This is a genomic window from Aerolutibacter ruishenii (genome assembly GCF_007830115.1).
Taxonomy (GTDB): domain Bacteria; phylum Pseudomonadota; class Gammaproteobacteria; order Xanthomonadales; family Xanthomonadaceae; genus Aerolutibacter; species Aerolutibacter ruishenii.
The window spans coordinates 36,876-54,701 of sequence record NZ_VLKP01000015.1 but is presented as its reverse complement, the minus strand read 5'-3'; the positions used below and the strand labels follow the sequence as shown (position 1 = coordinate 54,701).

Here is a 17,826-nt window from a genome sequence, read left to right as displayed (position 1 = left end):
CGCAGCATAACCAGCCAGCGCGAACTGCTCATGAAATCCGATGACATTCCCTGCATCCTGCTGGTCGAGGACGATCCCGTGGCGCATGCGTTCCTCGCCGCCTCCATCGAGGCGGCAGGCTTCAGGGTCGACGGTGCCGGCAGCGTGGCGCAGGCGCTGGACCGTGCGGCCGAACGCGAACATGCGGCGTGGCTGATCGACGCCAACCTGCCCGATGGCCGTGGCGATGCGCTGCTCGTCCAGTTGCGCCAGCAGCATCCGGCTCGACCCGCGATCGCGCACACGGCATCCCACCTGCCCGAAGAACTGGATGCGCTGCTGCAGGCGGGGTTCCAGGAGGTGCTGGTGAAACCCCTGCCGTCCCGCGCCGTGGCCGATGCGCTGCAGCGCGCGTTGACACAGCTGGCATCCGGCACGCCCGGCGCAGCCGACGACGGGAACGCACCCGGCGCGCTGCCGGTATGGAATGACGAGGACGCCGCGCGCACCATGGGCGGCAACATGCAGCATGTCGCGGCATTGCGCGACCTGTTCCTGGCCGAGTTGCCCCAGGTGCGCGAGCGCATCGCCGAAGCAGGTCGCCTCGCGCGGGCGGCCACGGTGCTGGACGAGGTGCACAAGCTGCGCGCCAGTTGCGGATTCGTGGGGGCGGCGCGGCTTGCCTCGGCGGCCGCCGCGCTGCGCGCCGATGCCTGCGGCGCCGACGCGCTGGCGCAATTCGACCGTGTCGCGGAAGACACCTTGTCGATGCCGCCACTGCATCGGCAATGCATCGACGCCTGCTGATCGGCGGAACCGCCCCTGCATCGACACGGCGTCGATGCCTGCTGACCGAAGCCCCCCCCTGCATCGACACGCCATCAATGCCTGCCGACCGATGGACTGGCCCGCGCAGTGCGGCCGTTACCCGCCCGGACGCGGGAGTCCAGCCAGCATGTCCCACGACTTGAGTCCCCGCGGGCCCAGGTGGTGCGCCAGCACGGCGCGCAGTGCATGGCGCAGGCCGGCCAGGTCCTCGCGTTCGGGCAGCGTGTCATCGGCCAGCGCAAGCAACGCCCGGCCGGTGGCCGCCGTGGCCCGGTCCCCGTGGCCGCGATCGCTCAGCACGCGGCGTGGGCCATGTTCGGGCTCGATGCGGTAACGCGCCGCCGGATCGATCGGCACGCCCTCGCCATCGCACTGCCAGTCGAAGCCGTAGCCCAGCGCGTCCAGCAGGTCACGTTCATAGCGGCGCAACGTCCACGCCAGCGGCTCGTCGGACGCCATCCGCTGGCGCGCCGCCGCATACGCGACGAACACCTCCGGCACCGGGTCCATCCGTGGCGCCAGCCGCAGCGTGAGCTCGTTGAGGTAGAACGCCCCCATCATCGCGGCGCCGCCCAACCGCGGCGCGACATCGATGGCCTCGGCCGCCGTCAGGCGCGCCAGTTCACCGCGCAGCAGCGCGTCGAGCCGGATCAACTGCAGCGGCTGCAGGGCCGCACGCAGCACGTGGCGTTTGGGCCCCTGCACGCCGCGGGCGACCACGCCCACGCGGCCGCAGCTGGCGGTCAGCACTTCCACCAGCAGGCTGGTTTCCCGCCACGGTCGCGCGTGCAGGACGAAGGCGGGTTCGGCCATCAGTTGCATGTGCCCTCCCTTCGTCCTGACACCAGGAACACCCGCCCAGGCCGATGCGGTCGCGACGGGTCCGCCTCGCGCGCCGGCGCGCGCGACTCAGTCGTGATAACCGAAGGCGCGCAGCGCGGCTTCGTCGTCCGACCAGCCCTCGCGCACGCGCACCCACGTCTGCAGGAACACCTTCGCGCCGAACAGCCGTTCCATCTGGATGCGCGCCTTGGCGCCGATCTCGCGCAGGCGTTCGCCACCCTTGCCGATGACGATGGCCTTCTGCCCGTCGCGTTCGACCCAGATCACCGCGCCGATCCGCAGCATCGTGCCATCGACTTCGAACTGCTCGATCTCGACGGTGGTGGCGTAGGGCAACTCCTCGCCCAACTGGCGCATGAGCTGTTCGCGCACCATCTCGCCCGCCAGGAAGCGCTGGCTCTTGTCGGTGATCTCGTCCTCGCCGTACAGCGCGTCCTGCTCGGGCAGGTGCTGCAGCACGGACTTCACCAGCGGCTGCAGGCCGGTGCGCTTGAGCGCGGACACCGGGTGCACCGCGGCGAACTCACGGCCTTCGCTGACCTGGGCCAGGTACGGCAGCAGCGTCGATTTGTCCTTCAGCCGGTCCACCTGGTTGACGACCAGGATCACCGGCAGGCCGGCGCCACGCAGCGCCTCATAGGCGAAGCCGTCGGCCTCATCCCACTGCCCGGCGCGGACCACCAGCAGGGCCACGTCCACGCCTTCCAGCGCGCCGCGGGCGGCACGGTTCATCCAGCGGTGCATGGCCGTGGCGGTGGACTTGCCCTGGTCGCGGTGCAGGCCGGGGGTGTCGACCAGCACCAGCTGGCCTTCGGGAAAAGTGGCGATGCCCAGCAGACGGTGGCGCGTGGTCTGCGGACGCGGCGAGACGATGCTGATCCTGGCGCCCACGAGCGCGTTGGTCAGGGTGGACTTGCCGACGTTGGGCCGGCCGATGACGGCCACGTGGCCGGCGCGGTAGGGGGTGGTCATGCGGTAATTGTAGGCAGTCGTGGGCGCGCTGGCGCGAAATGATGCAGTCCCGTGCGGGCGGGTCATCGGGCAATGGCCGGAAGGGATCCGCGGGTAGTCCGCGCGGCCGGCCAACTTGAGCTGCTGGCCGGGGTGGCATCCGCCGCTGGCGGCCATCCGCCACCAAGGGCGGCCGGTCAGCGCCGCAGGCCTTCGACCTGCTCCAGCGCGGCCTCGGCGGCCGCCTGTTCCGCGGCACGCCGCGAGTTGCCCTGCCCCTCGGTGCGGACCGCCGGCTGGACCAGGGTGCAGCTGACGTGGAAGGTCTTGGCGTGCTCTTCGCCGGATTCGGAGATCAGCTCGTACAGCGGCAGCGGCTTCTGCCGCCCCTGCAACCACTCCTGCAGCCGCGTCTTGGCGTCCTTGCCCACCTTGTGCGGCGGCGGCAGGGCCGCGATGGCGGCCTCGAACCAGGGCAGCACGATGGATCGGCAAGCCTCGTAGCCGGCATCCAGGTAGATCGCGGCGATGATCGCCTCGACCGCGTCGGCGAGGATCGAATCGCGGCGGTGCCCGCCGGATTTCATCTCGCCCGGTCCCATCACCAGCCGCGGTCCCAGCTCCAGCGTGCGGGCGATGGCGGCCAGCGAGGATTCACGCACCAGTTCGGCGCGGGCGCGGGTCAGCGCCCCTTCGTCTGCACTGGGCCAATGGGCGTACAGCGCCTCGGCGATGAACAGGTTGACCAACCCGTCACCGAGGAACTCCAGCCGTTCGTTGTGTGGCGTTCCCGCGCTCCGGTGGCGGAGCGCGTGGGCCAGCAGGTTCGAATCGGCGAAGCGGTGGCCGATGCGATCAGTCAACCGCGCCCCGACGCAATTCCTGGTCCGCCTTGAACTTGCCCACCACGTCCAGGTTGGCGATCAGCGGCTTGCGGACTTCGTATTCCACCGTCATCACGTAGCCGGCGTCCTTGCGGACGACCTTGACGTTCTCGGCCTTCACGTTGTCGGCGTAGCTGATGTACAGGCGGCGGAAGAACAGGTCCTTGATCTTGGCCGGGTCGTACCCCGTCACGCCCGGTTCCTGCGCCAGCCCGTTGAGGGCCTGCTTGACCGCGTAGTACTCCGAATACATCGGGATGGTCTTCATGCCCATGTACACGAACACGCCGACCACGGCCAAGGTGATGATGAACCCGATCAGGGTCATGCCACGCTGCGTACGCTTCATCCGTTCACTCCCCAATTGTAACGGTTTCTGTGACTGGCCGGCTTCCCTCACCGGATGCCGGTGCCGATGCGGGAGAAGTCCACCCCGCCATCGAAGTTCATCCAGACCAGGAACGCCTTGCCGCGCAGGTTCTTCTCCGGCAGCAGGCCCCAGTATCGGCTGTCCTCGCTATTATCCCGATTGTCGCCCATCACGAAATAGTGGCCCGGCGGCACTTCCCACTCGCCTTCCCCGGGATCAATGAACGGAAGATCCGTCCTCTCGAGGACGCGGTGCTCGACGCCGGGCAGCGACTCGCGCAACTCCTCCGCACCGGTCATCTCCGTGCCATTGCCCTTGCCCTGGTACGTGCCGACCCGCGTGTACGAAAGCGGTTCTCCGTTCAGGTAGACCTGGTTGTCCCGGTACGCAATGCGGTCGCCCGGCACACCCATCACGCGCTTGATCCAGTCCTGCTCGGGGTGGTGCGGCGGGCGGAACACCACCACGTCACCGCGCTGCGGCTCGCCCAGTGCCACCACCTTGTGGTTGTTGATCGGCAGGCGCAGGCCGTACTTGAACTTGTTGACCAGGATGAAATCGCCGGTCAGCAGCGTCGGCATCATCGAATTGGAGGGGATGCGGAACGGCTCGGCGACAAAACTGCGCAGGATCAGCACGGCCGCCAGGATGGGGAAGAAGGCCTTGGAGTAGTCCACCACCACCGGCTCGGCGGCCTCGTCCAGCAGGCCCTCGCGTTGCGCGCGGCGCTTGGCCAGCACGAACCTGTCCAGCAGCCACACCAGGCCGGTGAAGAGGGTCAGCACGACCAGCGCGGTCTCAAACCAGATCATCGTGTTGCATTCTCCTTGCACCGCACAGATTCGGATGCGGCGCCTCCAGGGCGTCGCCAGCTTGCCACCTTAAAGCACTACGGCCCGCCGTCCATGGGCCCGTGGTCATGCCCTGGGCGGCCCACCCGGACCACGATCCCCGCCACTCCAGTCTCCCATGACCACGCCCGCCAATGACAACAGATCGGGGAACCGGGCATCGCGTCGCCGGGGCTTCGCGCCATCCCGTCGTTACTTGTCCACCGACAGCACCGCCAGGAAGGCCTCCTGCGGAATCTCCACGCGGCCAACCTGCTTCATGCGCTTCTTGCCTTCCTTCTGCTTTTCCAACAGCTTCTTCTTGCGGGTGATGTCGCCACCGTAGCACTTGGCCAGCACGTTCTTGCGCAGCGCCTTGACCGTGGTCCGGGCGATCACCTGGCTGCCGATCGCGGCCTGGATGGCCACGTCGAACATCTGCCGCGGGATCAGGTCCTTCATCTTCTCGGTCAGCTCGCGGCCACGGCGGTCGGCATGGCTGCGGTGCACGATGATGCTCAGCGCATCGACCTTGTCGCCGTTGATCAGCGTGTCCACGCGCACGAACGGACCGGCCTCGAAGCGCAGGAAGTGGTAGTCCAGCGAGGCATAGCCGCGCGACACCGACTTGAGCTTGTCGAAGAAGTCCAGCACCACTTCGGCCATCGGCAGTTCGTAGCTGACCTGCACCTGGCTGGCCATGTACGTGATGCCGATCTGCACGCCGCGCTTTTCCTCGCACAGCTTGATCACCGCGCCGATGTAGTCGGGCGGGGTCAGGATGTTGGCGCGGATGATCGGTTCGCGCACCTCCTGCACCATGTTCACCGGCGGCAGCTTGGCCGGGTTGTCCATCGGCACGGTGGTGCCGTCGGTCTTCAGCACCTCGTACACCACCGTCGGCGCGGTGCTGATCAGGTTGAGGTTGTACTCGCGCTCCAGGCGCTCCTGCACGATCTCCATGTGCAGCATGCCGAGGAAGCCGCAGCGGAAGCCGAAGCCCATCGCCTCGGAGCTTTCCGGCTCGAAACGCAGCGCGGCGTCGTTGAGGCGCAGCTTGTCCAGCGCCTCGCGCAGGTCGGGGTAATCCTCGGCATCGACCGGGAACAGGCCGGCGAACACGCGCGGCTGCATTTCCTGGAAGCCGGGCAGCGGCTTGGGCGCCGGATCGGCGGCCTTGGTCAGCGTGTCGCCGACCGGCGCGCCGTGCACGTCCTTGATCGACGCCGTGACCCAGCCCACCTCGCCCGCGCGCAACGCATCGAGCACCTTGCGCTTGGGGGTGAACACGCCGACGTTGTCGACCTCGTGCGCACGGCCGGTGGACATCACCAGCAGCTTGTCGCCCTTCTTGATCTCGCCCTGCATCACGCGCACCAGCGAGACCACGCCCAGGTAGTTGTCGAACCACGAGTCGATGATCAGCGCCTGCAGCTTGTCGGTATCGCGCGGCCTGGGCGGCGGAATGCGATGCACGATGGCTTCAAGCACGTCGACCACATTGAGGCCGGTCTTGGCGCTGATCGCCACGGCGTCGGTGGCGTCGATGCCGATGACGGCTTCGATCTCCTCCTTCGCGCGTTCGATGTCGGCGGTGGGCAGGTCGATCTTGTTCAGCACCGGCACCACTTCCAGTCCCTGCTCCACCGCGGTGTAGCAGTTGGCCACGGACTGCGCTTCGACACCCTGCGCGGCGTCCACCACCAGCAGCGCACCTTCGCACGCGGCCAGCGAGCGGCTGACCTCGTAGCTGAAGTCCACGTGGCCGGGGGTGTCGATGAAATTCAGGAAATACGTCTGCCCGTCCTTGGCCTTGTACGGCAGGGACACGGACTGGGCCTTGATGGTGATGCCGCGCTCACGCTCGATCGGATTGTTGTCGAGTACCTGCGACTCCATCTCCCGCTCGGACAGGCCGCCGCAGATCTGGATGATGCGGTCGGCGAGGGTCGACTTGCCGTGGTCGACGTGGGCGATGATGGAGAAGTTTCGAATCTGCTGCATGCGGGGGGCGCGGCGTGGGGACCGCGTAGGCCTGGAAAGGTTAACGGGCGATTATCGCACAGCAGTTGACCAAGCCCGGCCGCCGGTATCACCGGCCGACCGGGCCTTGCCGAGGTGACCGCCTCAACCCTTGTCGGCCGTCACCGGCACGTATCGCGTACCGCCACGGCTGCGCACCAGCAGCATCACCGTGTCGCCCGCCTTCACCGAGCCCAGTGCCCGCTCCAGCGCGGCCACCGAGCCCACGCTCTGCCGACCCACGCCCAGGACCACGTCGCCCGGATTGAGGCCGGCCTCGGCGGCACCGTCACCGGTCACCCAGGCCACCACCACGCCTTCGTCCTTGTCCAGCCCGAGGCGTTGGCGCTGTGCGGGGTCAAGATCCTGCGCGGTGAAGCCCAGCGCATTGCTGCCGCGGGCCGGGGTTCCCGGCGCGGCGGGTGCCGCACCGTCATCATTGGCGGCAAGCGCCGCGTCCAGGGCGCCCAGCACCACGGTGAACTCCCGTTCGCGGCCGTCGCGCACCACGCCCAACTTCACCTTCGCGCCCGGGGCCAGGCCACCGATCAGCGGGGGCAGGTCGCTGCTGGTGTGGACCGGCTTGCCGTTGACCGAGCGGATCACGTCCATGCGTTCGATGCCGGCCTTGGCCGCGGCGCTGCCCGGCACGACCTCGCCGACCAGGGCACCTGCGGCATTGGGCAGGCCCAGCGCCTTGGCCCCGTTGGCGGTCAGCGCCTGCACCTGCACGCCCAGCTGTCCGCGGGCGACGCGGCCGGTCGCGCGCAGCTGCTCGGCCGAGTTCATCGCCACGTCGATGGGGATGGCGAAACTCACGCCCATGTAGCCGCCCGAGCGGGAGAAGATCTGCGAATTGATGCCCACCACCTCGCCCGAGGTGTTGAGCAGCGGCCCACCGGAGTTGCCTTGGTTGATGGCCACGTCGGTCTGGATGAAGGGCACGTACTGCTGCTCGGCGCTGGTGGTGCGGCCGACGGCGCTGACGATGCCGGCGGTGACCGAGTGGTCCAGGCCGAACGGCGAACCGATGGCCACCACCCACTGTCCGGGCTTGGTGTTGGCGGCGTTGGCCACGCGCAGGTACGGGAGATCCTTGGCGTCGACCTTGAGCAGGGCGACGTCGGACGGCTGGTCGCTGCCGATGACCTTGGCGGTGAACTCGCGACGATCATTCAGGCGCACCTTGACGGTATCCGCGCCTTCCACCACGTGGTGGTTGGTCAGCAGGTAGCCGTCCTGCGAGATGAAGAAGCCGGTGCCCTGCGAGACGCCGCGACGCTGCTGCGGGCCACCCGGGAAAGGCATGTCCGGTCCGAAGAAGCGGCGGAAGATCTCGGGCACGTTCTCCATGTCCGGGTCCTGCTCGCGCGCGTTGCGGCGCATGCCCACCTCCGCGGTCACGCTGACCACGGCCGGACCCACTTTCTGTACCAGGCCGGTGAAATCCGGCAGGCCGGTCACCAATGGCGCGGCGGGCGTGGCCGCCGGAGGCGGAGCGATGGGGGTGGACGGCGACTGCGCCGAGCACGCCGTCGGAATGAGCGCCGCCAGGGCGGCAGCAAGGGTCAGGGTCTGGAAGGGTCGGTTCATGGAATCGGCCTCGGGGGGAATCAGGAGGTGATGGCGGCGGGGTGCAACGGTGCGCCGGGATCAGGGTTGGGGGTTGGCGTTGGCGTTGGCGTTGGCGGCGTTGGCGTTTGCGGCCGGCGCATGTGCGACGTCCGGCTCAAACGGATAGAACGACGGCGAGGGCGAGTTCGTGCCAAAGCGCGCGGTGAAGGCACCCGCCGCACTGGAGTCCGGCAGCAGGGCCCGCGGCCACGGGCGGGTGACGAGATCGCCCACCTGCGGCTTGAAGGGATTGCCGGCCGCCGGGGCGGTCGTTCGGGGTGTCGGCTCGGCCGCCAGGGCCACCGTGGCGGGCGCTTCGGCATCGGGGCGCGCGTTCGTCGCAACGGCGGTCACGCGCGACGGGGTCCTGCGTTCGGCCACGCGTCGCGGGGTTTGGGCCGCGGCGACCGTCGCCACGGCCACTTCGGCCGCACCCGCAGCGGAGGCTGGGGCGGCATCCGAAACCGGAGGAAGAGGACTGGGGGCGGCCGAGTCGGTCGCGGCGGGGATGGCCGCCAGGGGGGCGTCGATCGAACCGGCCTCATCCCCGGAGCCCAACCTGGAGAACGGATCGGTCACGAACAGGGCCGCCATCGCCACGGATGCGGCCAGCGCTGCCCGGCCCCACCAACGTCGGGATCGCGCCTGTGCCGCGCCGGATGCAGGAGTACGACGAACCTCGCCTGCGACTGCGGCCAGCGGCGTGGCCTCCTCGGCCAGCGCCTCGGAGATCCTCTGCGCGAATCCGCGGGGGGCCAATCCCATCGACTGCCCGCGCATCACGTCGCCGGCCAGTTGCCAGCGGCTGCAGGCATCCCGCCAACCCGCGTCATGGTCCAGGCGTCGCAACGCGAAGCGGGCGGCGTCGCCTTCCAGTTCGCCATCGAACAGCGCACTGAGGGCTTCGCGGTCGTCGGAGGTCATCGAGGAGCTCATGGGCGGGCGTTCTCCCGGGTGTCGGTATCCAGCAGGGGCTTGAGTTGCGCGTCGATCGCATCGCGCGCGCGGAAGATCCGCGACCGCACCGTGCCGATCGGGCAGCCCATCCGTTGCGCGATCTCGTCGTAGCTCAGGCCGTCCACCTCGCGCAGGGTGATGGCCACCTTCAGGTCCTCCGGCAGGCTGTCGACCGCACGCATCACGGTGCGTTCGATCTCCTGCCGCAGCAGTTCGTGCTCGGGGGTGTCGGTGTCGCGCAGCCGCATGCCCACGTCGAACTGCTCCGCATCGGCCGCGTCGATGTCGTCCGTCGGCGGCCTGCGGTTCTGCGCTACGAGGTGGTTCTTGGCGGTATTCACGGCGATACGGTGCAACCAGGTATAGAACTGGGCGTCGCCGCGGAAGTTCGGCAGTGCCCGGTAGGCGCGCATGAAGACTTCCTGGGCCACGTCCTGGCATTCGCTCCAGTCGGACACGTAGCGCCCGATCAGCCCGACGATCCGGTGCTGGTACTTGCGCACCAGGGCATCGAACGCCGTGCTGTCGCCGCGCTGGACGCGCCTGACCAACTCCTGGTCCAGGTCCAGTTCTTGGGACACGATGTTTTCGGCCATGCCTTGCCGGCACTCCTGTCAGCTCGGTCATCAGCCGAGCATTGAGACAACCCTGTCGGGGGAAAAGTTCACTCCGCGCCTCGACGCGGATGCTGGATAGTAAATGGGGTGCCCGGCGGCTGGCTGCAACTGCCGTGTGTCATGGACCGTCGCGACCGGGGCTGGCCGTGCCCGATTGCCCGCTGGGCCCGTCGCCGCCCGGGAAACATGGCGGAGCCGGGTTCCAAACGTCCATTTGACTGCGGGCAAAGGTCCTCGGGATGATAGGGCATCTTCCATACGTGAACGGATGGTTCCGGTATGACCGCTGGCCTCCAGGGACAAGACAACTTCGCCGGCCTGCGCCTGCAGCACTGGCGCACCGAGCCACGCCCCGACGGCGTGCTGGTGCTGGTGTTCGACCGCGCCGGCGCGCCGGTCAACACCTTCGGCCAGGACGTGCTGATCGAGCTGGACGGCCTGCTGGAGCGCATCGCCATCGACCCGCCGAAGGGGCTGGTGGTGCGTTCAGGCAAGGACAAGGGCTTCATTGCCGGCGCCGACATCAAGGAATTCCAGACCTTCGACGAGAAGGGCGTCATCGGCGACGCCATCGGCCGCGGCCAGCGGGTGTTCCAGCGGCTGGCCGAACTGCCCTGCCCCACCGTGGCCGCCATCCACGGCTTCTGCATGGGCGGCGGCACCGAGATCGCGCTGGCCTGCCGCTACCGCGTGGCCAGCAACGACGCCTCCACCCGCATCGGCCTGCCCGAGGTCAAGCTGGGCATCTACCCGGGCTGGGGCGGCAGCGTGCGCCTGCCGCGACTGGTGGGCGCGCCGGCCGCCTTCGACATGATGCTGACCGGGCGCTCGCTGTCCGCGTCGGAGGCGCGGGGCATCGGACTGGTGGACAAGGTGGTCGATCCCGCGCAACTAATCGAGGCGGCCGCGACGCTGGCACTGCGTGGCACGCAAAGACCGTTCAAGCAGCGGCTCATGGGCTGGGCCACCAACACCCTGCCCGCCCGCAAGCTGCTGGCGCCGATGCTGGTCAAGCAGGTGGCGCGCAGGGCCCGCAAGGAACACTACCCGGCGCCGTTCACGCTGATCTCCACGTGGTCGCGTGCGGGCGGCGGCACCCGGTCGCTGCTGGCCGCCGAGCGCAGGTCGGTGGTCAAGCTGGCCTCCACGCCGACCGCGCGCAACCTGATCCGCGTGTTCTTCCTGCAGGAGCGTCTGAAGGGGCAGGGCGGCAAGGAGCATCGCATCCAGCACGTGCACGTCGTTGGTGCCGGCGTGATGGGCGGCGACATCGCGGCGTGGTCGGCGTACAAGGGCTTCGAGGTGACGCTGGCCGACCGCGAGCAGCGCTTCATCGACGGCGCCCTCGCCCGCGCGGGCGAGCTGTTCGCCAAGAAGGTGAAGGACGAGGCCAAGCGCCCCGCCGTGGCCGCCCGCCTGCGCGGTGACTTGGAAGGCGAAGGCGTCGCCAAGGCCGATCTGGTGATCGAAGCCATCATCGAGCGCCCGGACGCCAAGCGCGAGCTCTACAACGCGGTCGAGCCGCGGATGAAGCCCGACGCGCTGCTGACCACCAACACCTCGTCGATCCCGCTGACCGAACTGCGCGAACACATCCAGCGCCCGGCACAGTTCGCCGGCCTGCACTACTTCAACCCGGTCGCGCTGATGCCGCTGGTGGAGATCATCCGCCACGACGCCATGGCGCCGGAGACCGAGCAGCGCCTGGCCGCGTTCTGCAAGGCCATCGACAAGCTGCCGGTGCCGGTGGTGGGCACGCCGGGCTTCCTGGTCAACCGCGTGCTGTTCCCGTACATGCTGGAAGCGGCCACCGCGTTCGCCGAAGGCATCCCCGGCCCGGCCATCGACAAGGCCGCGGTCAAGTTCGGCATGCCGATGGGGCCGATCGAGCTGATCGACACCGTGGGTCTGGACGTGGCCGCGGGCGTGGGCGCGGAGCTGGCGCCGTTCCTCGGCCTGCCGATACCGGCGTCGCTGTCCACGCCGCCGGAGGCCGGCAAGCGCGGCAAGAAGGACGGCCAGGGCCTGTACAAGTGGGAGAACGGCAAGGCGGTCAAGCCGGAACTGCCGAAGGACTACCAGGCACCGTCAGACCTGGAGGATCGCCTGATCCTGCCGCTGCTCAACGAGGCGGTGGCGTGCCTGCACGATGGCGTGGTCAGCGACGCGGACCTGCTGGACGCGGGCGTGATCTTCGGCACCGGCTTCGCCCCGTTCCGCGGCGGCCCGATCGCGCACGTGCGTGCGGTGGGGCCGGATGCACTGGTGGAGCGCCTGAAGCAGTTGCAGCAGCGCTACGGCGACCGCTTTGCGCCGCGCCCGGGCTGGGACAATCCGGCGCTACGCTGAGCGTCCCACCAGCCAGACCTGCAAACAGGAAAGGCGCACCGGTGGGTGCGCCTTTTCCTTGTTCATTGATGATGCGTATTCGCCACGTCCGGATCGTCCGCATGACTCCAGCGACCGGCCGCCGATTGGACATCCATCGCCACCGGCCGCCCGGCACGTCGGGCTCCGCCGGCACGGACATCACATCGTGTGCGTCGGCTTGTCCGCGTTGAGCAGGCCCGCCAGCAGCGCTTCGATCTTGCCGCGCACCGCCTCGCCCTCCGCGCTGTCGGCAAACTGCACGCCGATGCCCGCGGGGCGGTTACCCTGCGCGCCCACGGGGGTCACCCACACCACCTTGCCGGCCACCGGCAGGCGCTCGCTGGACTCCGGCAGGGTCACCAGCAGGAACACTTCGTCGCCAAGGAAGTAACGCTTGGTCGTGGCCACGAAGATGCCGCCGTGGCGGATGAACGGCATGTACGCGCTGTACAGCCCCGCCTTGTCCTTCAGCGCCAGCGACAGGATACCTTGGCGGGCACCGCCCGGTATTGCTCCACTCATTCCCTGCGTCCTCCATTGGCGGCGGGCCCGGATGCGGCACGCCAACCCATCAGCAATTCGGCCACGGCCAGATCCGCGCGAACGGTGGTCCGCAACAGGTCACGCACGCGATTGGCCTTGTCGAACCACGCCGCCAGACTGCGCGTCCTCGCCGGGTCGGTCAAGCGCGACGCTTCGGCCAGCGCGAGGTCGGCGGCGTGGTTCAGTCGCAAGGCGGCATGATCGTCGCCAATCCAGGACTGGGCGATGTCGATGGCGGTCGCGTCGCCACGCGCCAAACGCGCCAGGTCGTCGCCTACCGTGCGACGCAGGGTCAGGCCCCCGCCCTGCAGCCACTGGTGCGCCAACCCGGGATGGCCGCGGGCGGCGTCCAGGGCCTCCGCGGCGGCATTGGCGGGGTGCCCCTGCCCCACCAGCCAGGTCAGCGCCTCATCGCGCGGCGGCAGGCGGAACTCCAGCCGCTGGCAGCGGCTGCGGATGGTGGCCGACAGGCGCGCCGGCTGGGAGGACACCAGCCACAGGTAGCGCCCCGGCACCGGCTCTTCCAGTGTCTTGAGCAGGGCGTTGGCCGCGGCATGGTTGATGGCATCGGCCGGGTCGATGATCGCGATCTTGGCCCCGCCAAACTGCGGGGTGAGGGCCATTTCCTCCGACACGCCGCGGACCTGCTCGATCACCAGTTCAGTGCGCAGTCGCGGTGGACGGGCTTTCTCGTTCCATTCAAAGCCGACAAACCGCAGGTCCGGATGGCCCGAGCGACCGAATGGATGCGCCAGCGAACCATCGGGACGCAACTCCGGTGGGTCGGCCTGCGTGCGACTGGCGAACAGGCGGCAACCGCGGCATTGCCCGCATGGCTCGCCGCCGGACTCGCGGCCGGTGCACAGCAGACGCTGGGCAAGGCGCTCGGCCACCTCCCGCTTGCCCAGGTGCTCCGGGCCGCAGAACAGCAGCCCATGGCCCAGGCGTCCGGCTTCCACCGCGGCGGCGGCCTGTTCGTAGATCCGCTGCTGCCAAGGCGCAAAGGCGCTCATGCAGGGCGCTCCATGAGGGCGCGCAGGTGCGCGACCACCGCTTCCGCCACGGCCTCGGCGGACTGGCTGGCATCGACCACGCGGAAACGCGCCGGGTCAGCCGCGGCCCGGGCGAGGTAGCCTTCGCGCACGCGTTCGAAAAAGTCCTCGCGTTCGGCCTCGATGCGATCGGTCGCGCCACGGCCGCGCGCCCGCTGCAGGCCAATGGCCACGGGGACGTCCAGCAGCAGGGTCATGGCCGGCTGGATGCCGACCACCCGCTGCTCCAGCTGCGCGATGAAGGCGACGTCACCTCCCCGCGCGGCCCCCTGGTAGGCGTAGCTGGCATCGGTGAAGCGATCGCTGATCACCCATTCGCCACGCGCCAGCGCGGGCAGGATGGTTTCGCGCACGTGCTGGGCGCGTGCGGCGAACATCAGCAGCAGTTCGGTTTCGGCGGCGGGCGGCTCGTGGTGCGTGTCCAGCAGCAGGCCGCGGATCTGCTCGGCCAACGGCGTGCCGCCGGGCTCGCGGGTACAGGTCACGGCCTGGCCAGCGGCTTCGAGCGCGTGGCGCAACGCGGCGAGCACCGTGGACTTGCCCGCACCCTCGCCGCCTTCCAGCGAGATGAAGCGATGGCATGTTCGCAGTGGCGGCAGCGCACCGCTCATTGGGCGCCCTTTGACTGTGCCTTGCGGTAGTTCTGCAGGTACTGGCGCACGTTGGCCTGGTGCTCGGCATAGGTTGCGGCAAACAGGTGGCGGCCACTGCCATCGCCCACGGCCACGAAGTACAGGTGCTCGCCGGATGCCGGCTTGGCCACGGCCTGCAATGCGGCGACGCCGGGCATCGCGATCGGCGTGGGCGGCAGGCCGGCCCGGGTGTAGGTGTTGTAGGGCGTGTCGGTCAACAGGTCCTGCTTGCGGATGTTGCCGTCGTAACGTGCGCCGAGGCCGTAAATGACCGTCGGATCGGTCTGCAGTTTCATGCCGGTCTTCAACCGGCGTTCGAACAGGCCGGCGATCTGCGGACGTTCCTCCGCGATGCCGGTTTCCTTTTCCACGATGGAGGCCAGGACCAGCATCTCGTCGGGTGTCTTCAGCGGCGTGTCGCCGCGACGCTCGGCCCACGCGGCGGCCAACGCCTTCGACATGGCGTGGTGCGCGCGCCTGAGCACGTCCAGATCGCTGTCGCCACGCGTGTAGACATAGGTTTCCGGCAGGAAGCGGCCCTCCGGATGCTGGCCGGGCTGGCCGACGGCCTTCATCAGTGCCGCCTCGTCCCAACTGGCCGTCTCCTGTTCCAGCGGCGTGGCCTTGGCCAATGCCGCACGCAGCTCGCGGATGTTCCAGCCTTCGACCAGGGTGAAGCGGTGGCTGATGACCTTGCCATCGCGCATGGCTTCCAGCAGCACACGCGGGGTGATGCCTTCCGGCAACGCGTACTCGCCGACCTGCAGCTTGCCGGCAGCGCCAAGTTGCTTGGCCAGCAGACGCCATTCGATGGCTTCGCCGGTGTCCACGCCTGCATCGGCCAGCTTGCGCACCACCACCGGCAGTGAATCGCCAGGCTTCACCACGATGCTCATGTCCGCACCGGTGCCGGCAAGCGGCGCATCGGCGAAGCCGGTGAAGCGTTGCCAGCCCCAGAACGCGACGGCCACGGCGGCGATGAGCAATACCAGGACCAGCAGGCCGGCCTTGCCGGACGAACGCTTGCGACTCACGAAGACTCCGGTGCGAAGGCGGGGTGATCGGCGGCCAGGCGCACCTGCAGCGCGGCCACCAGCGGGTGTGCAACCCACGTGCGCTCGCCCAGACGCGCAACCGGCAGGATACCGCGCACCGCATTGCACAGGAAAACGGCCTCCGCCGTTTCCACGTCGGCCACGTCCAGTCGGCCTTGGGTGGCGCCGGTCGCGCCCATGATCCAGCCACGGCAAACGCCGGCGATGCCGCAGCGGTCCACCGCGGGCGTCAGCCAGCGACCGTGCCGCAGGATGAAGAGGTTGGCCGCCGTTGCGCAGACCACGTCGCCCTCGGTGCTGCGCATCAGGCCTTCGTCGACCGTTGGTGAAGAGGCCACTTCCGCGTCGGGGTGCAGCGTGCGAGTGTCTGGCGTCGCTGTGCCTGGCCCGTCCACAACCGGTGCCGACGCAGTCCACTCCGCGCGCGCCAGTACCTGTTCAAGCCGGTTGCAGTGCTTCAGGCCGGCCAGCAGCGGCTGCACCGCAAGGCGCGTATCGCACCAGCGCAGCACCAGGCCGTCACGCGGGCGCGCCGGCGCCGGGTGGTGCGACAACAGCCACGTGGGCACGGCCGCGTCGGGAGGGGCATAACCGCGTCCACCACTGCCACGGGTGACCAGCAGTTTCAGCACGCCGCCGCGGCCACCCAGCAACGCTTCCGCCTCGGCGCGGGCCAGCGCTTCGTCGGGCAGCGGCAACTTCAACCGCGCCGCACCCGCAGCCAGTCGCGCCCAGTGTGCTGGCCACCATGACACGCCACCGCGATGCGCGCGCATGGTTTCGAACAGCCCATCGCCGTACGCCAGGCCGCGGTCGTCGGGCGGCACGGCGTCCACCGCATGCGTCCCCACGAAAACGCGCACGCTCACCCGTCCACTCCCAGCGCACGGAACATGCCACGCGCCTTGGCCCGGGTTTCATCCAGCTCGCGCTCGGGGATGGAGTCGAAGACGATACCCGCACCGGTGCGGAAGCGGGCTGTGTCGCCCTCCACTTCCGCACTGCGGATCAGGATGTTGAGGTCGAGGTCACCGTCGCGGTTGAGCCACCCCATCGCGCCGGTGTAGGCACCGCGACCGTCGCCTTCCAGCTCGGCGATGATCTGCATGCAGCGCACCTTGGGGCAGCCGGTGATGGTGCCACCCGGGAAGGTCGCCCGGATCACCTCGCCGGGCGCGACGCCCTCGCGCAGGTGGCCACGCACGTTGCTCACGATGTGGTGCACGTGGGCGTAACTCTCCACGGTCATCAGCTCGTCCACCTCCACGCTGCCGGGCGTGCATACGCGGCCCAGGTCGTTGCGCTCCAGGTCGATGAGCATGACGTGCTCGGCGCGCTCCTTGGGGTGGCCCACCAGTTCGCGGATGCGGGCGCTGTCATCGTCACCGGCAAAGCGCGGTCGCGTGCCTGCGATGGGACGCGTCTCGACGACATCGCCACGCACCGATACCAGTCGCTCGGGAGAGGCGCTGACCACCGCCCAGCTGGCATCAACGCCATGGCCCCTGCCACCGTCATCGCCTACATTGCCGGCGAAGATGCCGGCGAAAGGCGCGGGATTGTTGTCGCGCAACCGCTGGAACAGCGCAGCCGGGGGAAGCGACTGCGCGAATCGCGCGCGCCAGCCCCGCGAGAGATTCACCTGGAACACATCGCCTGCCGCAAGGTACTGCAACACCCGGCGGACGCCGTCGGTGAACCGTGCCGGCGCGTCCTCGTCCAGCGCGACGGGCGGTTGCCATGCAGGCAAGCGTGGCAACGCCGATGCCGCCGCCGCGTCGCGTTCGATGGCATCCAGCAGTGCCTCCTGCCCCGCCTCTGCGATGGCTATGCACTCGCCGGTTGCGTGGTCGCGGAGCACGGCCGCGGGGCAACGCAGCGCGCAGGCCACCGGCAAACCGCCGGACGCGGGTGGCAGCCGCAGCACGGGCTCGACCTGTGCGGCCAGTTCGTAACCCAGCAACAGCGCCCAGCCGCCCCGGAATGGCCAACGCGGCTCATCGCGCGGAACCTTGGCCGCCCGCCATGCGCGGTCCAGCGCCGCCAGGAAGTCGCCTTCCACGGCGACGCCCGTGGCGTCCCGGGTCACGCCGTCGGCGCCCAGCGACAACGACTCGCCGTTGGCCACCAGCAGCAGGTCCCACCGGCCATGCGCGGTGCCATGGGCGGTGGATTCGAACAATGCGGCATAGCGCGCGGGCGCCAGCCGGTGCAGGTCCAGCAGGTCGATGGCGGGAGAAAGGGAACGCGTTACCAGCATGGAGTCGCACTACCGCCGC

At 69.2% G+C, this 17,826-nt stretch carries 17 protein-coding genes; 2 read left to right on the top strand and 15 right to left on the bottom strand.

The genetic code is table 11. The annotated features are described in order from the left end of the window. Positions 1 to 30: 30 nt before the first annotated feature. Entirely contained in the window at positions 31 to 786 is a 756-nt protein-coding gene (locus IP93_RS14475; RefSeq protein ID WP_144816885.1) for a response regulator, read from the top strand. Positions 787 to 903: 117 nt separating this feature from the next. Here the strand turns inward: IP93_RS14475 and recO are convergent, their stop codons facing one another. From recO to rpoE, 9 genes are all read right to left on the bottom strand, one after another. Continuing rightward, a complete protein-coding gene (recO, locus tag IP93_RS14470) occupies positions 904 to 1,629 on the bottom strand; it encodes a DNA repair protein RecO (RefSeq protein ID WP_144816883.1) in 726 nt (241 codons plus the stop codon). Positions 1,630 to 1,716: 87 nt separating this feature from the next. Next, complete coding sequence (gene era, locus IP93_RS14465; protein ID WP_144816881.1) at positions 1,717 to 2,622, bottom strand: GTPase Era; 906 nt, start codon at positions 2,620 to 2,622, stop codon at positions 1,717 to 1,719. A 176-nt stretch (positions 2,623 to 2,798) separates the two neighbouring features. Continuing rightward, on the bottom strand, positions 2,799 to 3,464 hold the full coding sequence (gene rnc / locus IP93_RS14460) for a ribonuclease III (protein ID WP_144816879.1): 666 nt from the start codon (positions 3,462 to 3,464) through the stop codon (positions 2,799 to 2,801). Then, positions 3,457 to 3,834: a DUF4845 domain-containing protein gene (locus IP93_RS14455; protein ID WP_144816878.1), complete on the bottom strand. Its 378-nt coding sequence runs from the start codon at positions 3,832 to 3,834 to the stop codon at positions 3,457 to 3,459. The genes rnc and IP93_RS14455 overlap by 8 nt, the downstream gene beginning before the upstream one ends. A 47-nt stretch (positions 3,835 to 3,881) precedes the next feature. After that, entirely contained in the window at positions 3,882 to 4,667 is a 786-nt protein-coding gene (gene lepB, locus IP93_RS14450) for a signal peptidase I (RefSeq protein WP_144816876.1), read from the bottom strand. A 231-nt stretch (positions 4,668 to 4,898) separates the two neighbouring features. Then, positions 4,899 to 6,689: a translation elongation factor 4 gene (gene lepA / locus IP93_RS14445; protein ID WP_144816874.1), complete on the bottom strand. Its 1,791-nt coding sequence runs from the start codon at positions 6,687 to 6,689 to the stop codon at positions 4,899 to 4,901. A 123-nt stretch (positions 6,690 to 6,812) separates the two neighbouring features. After that, positions 6,813 to 8,300, bottom strand: coding sequence for a DegQ family serine endoprotease (locus tag IP93_RS14440; RefSeq protein ID WP_144816872.1), 1,488 nt, complete (start codon positions 8,298 to 8,300; stop codon positions 6,813 to 6,815). A gap of 60 nt (positions 8,301 to 8,360) precedes the next feature. Continuing rightward, a complete protein-coding gene (locus IP93_RS14435; protein WP_144816870.1) occupies positions 8,361 to 9,257 on the bottom strand; it encodes a sigma-E factor negative regulatory protein in 897 nt (298 codons plus the stop codon). Continuing rightward, complete coding sequence (rpoE, locus tag IP93_RS14430; protein ID WP_144816868.1) at positions 9,254 to 9,874, bottom strand: RNA polymerase sigma factor RpoE; 621 nt, start codon at positions 9,872 to 9,874, stop codon at positions 9,254 to 9,256. Before rpoE ends, IP93_RS14435 begins: the two co-directional genes overlap by 4 nt. Positions 9,875 to 10,174: 300 nt before the next feature. Between rpoE and IP93_RS14425 the strand changes: the two genes are divergently transcribed. Beyond that, complete coding sequence (locus tag IP93_RS14425) at positions 10,175 to 12,244, top strand: 3-hydroxyacyl-CoA dehydrogenase NAD-binding domain-containing protein (protein WP_144816866.1); 2,070 nt, start codon at positions 10,175 to 10,177, stop codon at positions 12,242 to 12,244. A 180-nt stretch (positions 12,245 to 12,424) separates the two neighbouring features. Here the strand turns inward: IP93_RS14425 and IP93_RS14420 are convergent, their stop codons facing one another. Genes IP93_RS14420 through IP93_RS14395 form a run of 6 tightly spaced genes read right to left on the bottom strand, consistent with a single transcriptional unit; the run spans position 12,425 to position 17,807 of the window. Then, a complete protein-coding gene (locus IP93_RS14420; protein ID WP_144816864.1) occupies positions 12,425 to 12,787 on the bottom strand; it encodes a PilZ domain-containing protein in 363 nt (120 codons plus the stop codon). Beyond that, positions 12,784 to 13,821 carry a DNA polymerase III subunit delta' gene (locus tag IP93_RS14415; protein WP_144816862.1) on the bottom strand — a complete coding sequence of 346 codons (1,038 nt, stop codon included), beginning with the start codon at positions 13,819 to 13,821 and terminating at the stop codon, positions 12,784 to 12,786. The genes IP93_RS14420 and IP93_RS14415 overlap by 4 nt, the downstream gene beginning before the upstream one ends. Next, positions 13,818 to 14,471, bottom strand: a complete 654-nt coding sequence (tmk, locus tag IP93_RS14410) for a dTMP kinase (protein WP_144816861.1) — start codon at positions 14,469 to 14,471, stop codon at positions 13,818 to 13,820. The genes IP93_RS14415 and tmk overlap by 4 nt, the downstream gene beginning before the upstream one ends. Next, complete coding sequence (mltG, locus tag IP93_RS14405) at positions 14,468 to 15,526, bottom strand: endolytic transglycosylase MltG (protein WP_242006885.1); 1,059 nt, start codon at positions 15,524 to 15,526, stop codon at positions 14,468 to 14,470. The genes tmk and mltG overlap by 4 nt, the downstream gene beginning before the upstream one ends. Further along, the gene (locus IP93_RS14400; RefSeq protein WP_199747238.1) at positions 15,523 to 16,416 is read right to left on the bottom strand and encodes an aminotransferase class IV; all 894 of its coding nucleotides are present in this window, start codon (positions 16,414 to 16,416) and stop codon (positions 15,523 to 15,525) included. The genes mltG and IP93_RS14400 overlap by 4 nt, the downstream gene beginning before the upstream one ends. After that, positions 16,413 to 17,807, bottom strand: coding sequence for an aminodeoxychorismate synthase component I (locus IP93_RS14395; protein WP_144816859.1), 1,395 nt, complete (start codon positions 17,805 to 17,807; stop codon positions 16,413 to 16,415). Before IP93_RS14395 ends, IP93_RS14400 begins: the two co-directional genes overlap by 4 nt. Positions 17,808 to 17,826 lie beyond the last annotated feature (19 nt).

Coding starts and splice junctions, on each gene's coding strand:
- IP93_RS14475 (WP_144816885.1), top strand. CDS start 31: ATGAAATCCGATGACATTCCCTGCATCCTGCTGGTCGAGGACGATCCC.
- recO (WP_144816883.1), bottom strand. CDS start 1,629: ATGCAACTGATGGCCGAACCCGCCTTCGTCCTGCACGCGCGACCGTGG.
- era (WP_144816881.1), bottom strand. CDS start 2,622: ATGACCACCCCCTACCGCGCCGGCCACGTGGCCGTCATCGGCCGGCCC.
- IP93_RS14455 (WP_144816878.1), bottom strand. CDS start 3,834: ATGAAGCGTACGCAGCGTGGCATGACCCTGATCGGGTTCATCATCACC.
- lepB (WP_144816876.1), bottom strand. CDS start 4,667: ATGATCTGGTTTGAGACCGCGCTGGTCGTGCTGACCCTCTTCACCGGC.
- lepA (WP_144816874.1), bottom strand. CDS start 6,689: ATGCAGCAGATTCGAAACTTCTCCATCATCGCCCACGTCGACCACGGC.
- IP93_RS14440 (WP_144816872.1), bottom strand. CDS start 8,300: ATGAACCGACCCTTCCAGACCCTGACCCTTGCTGCCGCCCTGGCGGCG.
- IP93_RS14435 (WP_144816870.1), bottom strand. CDS start 9,257: ATGAGCTCCTCGATGACCTCCGACGACCGCGAAGCCCTCAGTGCGCTG.
- rpoE (WP_144816868.1), bottom strand. CDS start 9,874: ATGGCCGAAAACATCGTGTCCCAAGAACTGGACCTGGACCAGGAGTTG.
- IP93_RS14425 (WP_144816866.1), top strand. CDS start 10,175: ATGACCGCTGGCCTCCAGGGACAAGACAACTTCGCCGGCCTGCGCCTG.
- IP93_RS14420 (WP_144816864.1), bottom strand. CDS start 12,787: ATGAGTGGAGCAATACCGGGCGGTGCCCGCCAAGGTATCCTGTCGCTG.
- IP93_RS14415 (WP_144816862.1), bottom strand. CDS start 13,821: ATGAGCGCCTTTGCGCCTTGGCAGCAGCGGATCTACGAACAGGCCGCC.
- tmk (WP_144816861.1), bottom strand. CDS start 14,471: ATGAGCGGTGCGCTGCCGCCACTGCGAACATGCCATCGCTTCATCTCG.
- IP93_RS14395 (WP_144816859.1), bottom strand. CDS start 17,807: ATGCTGGTAACGCGTTCCCTTTCTCCCGCCATCGACCTGCTGGACCTG.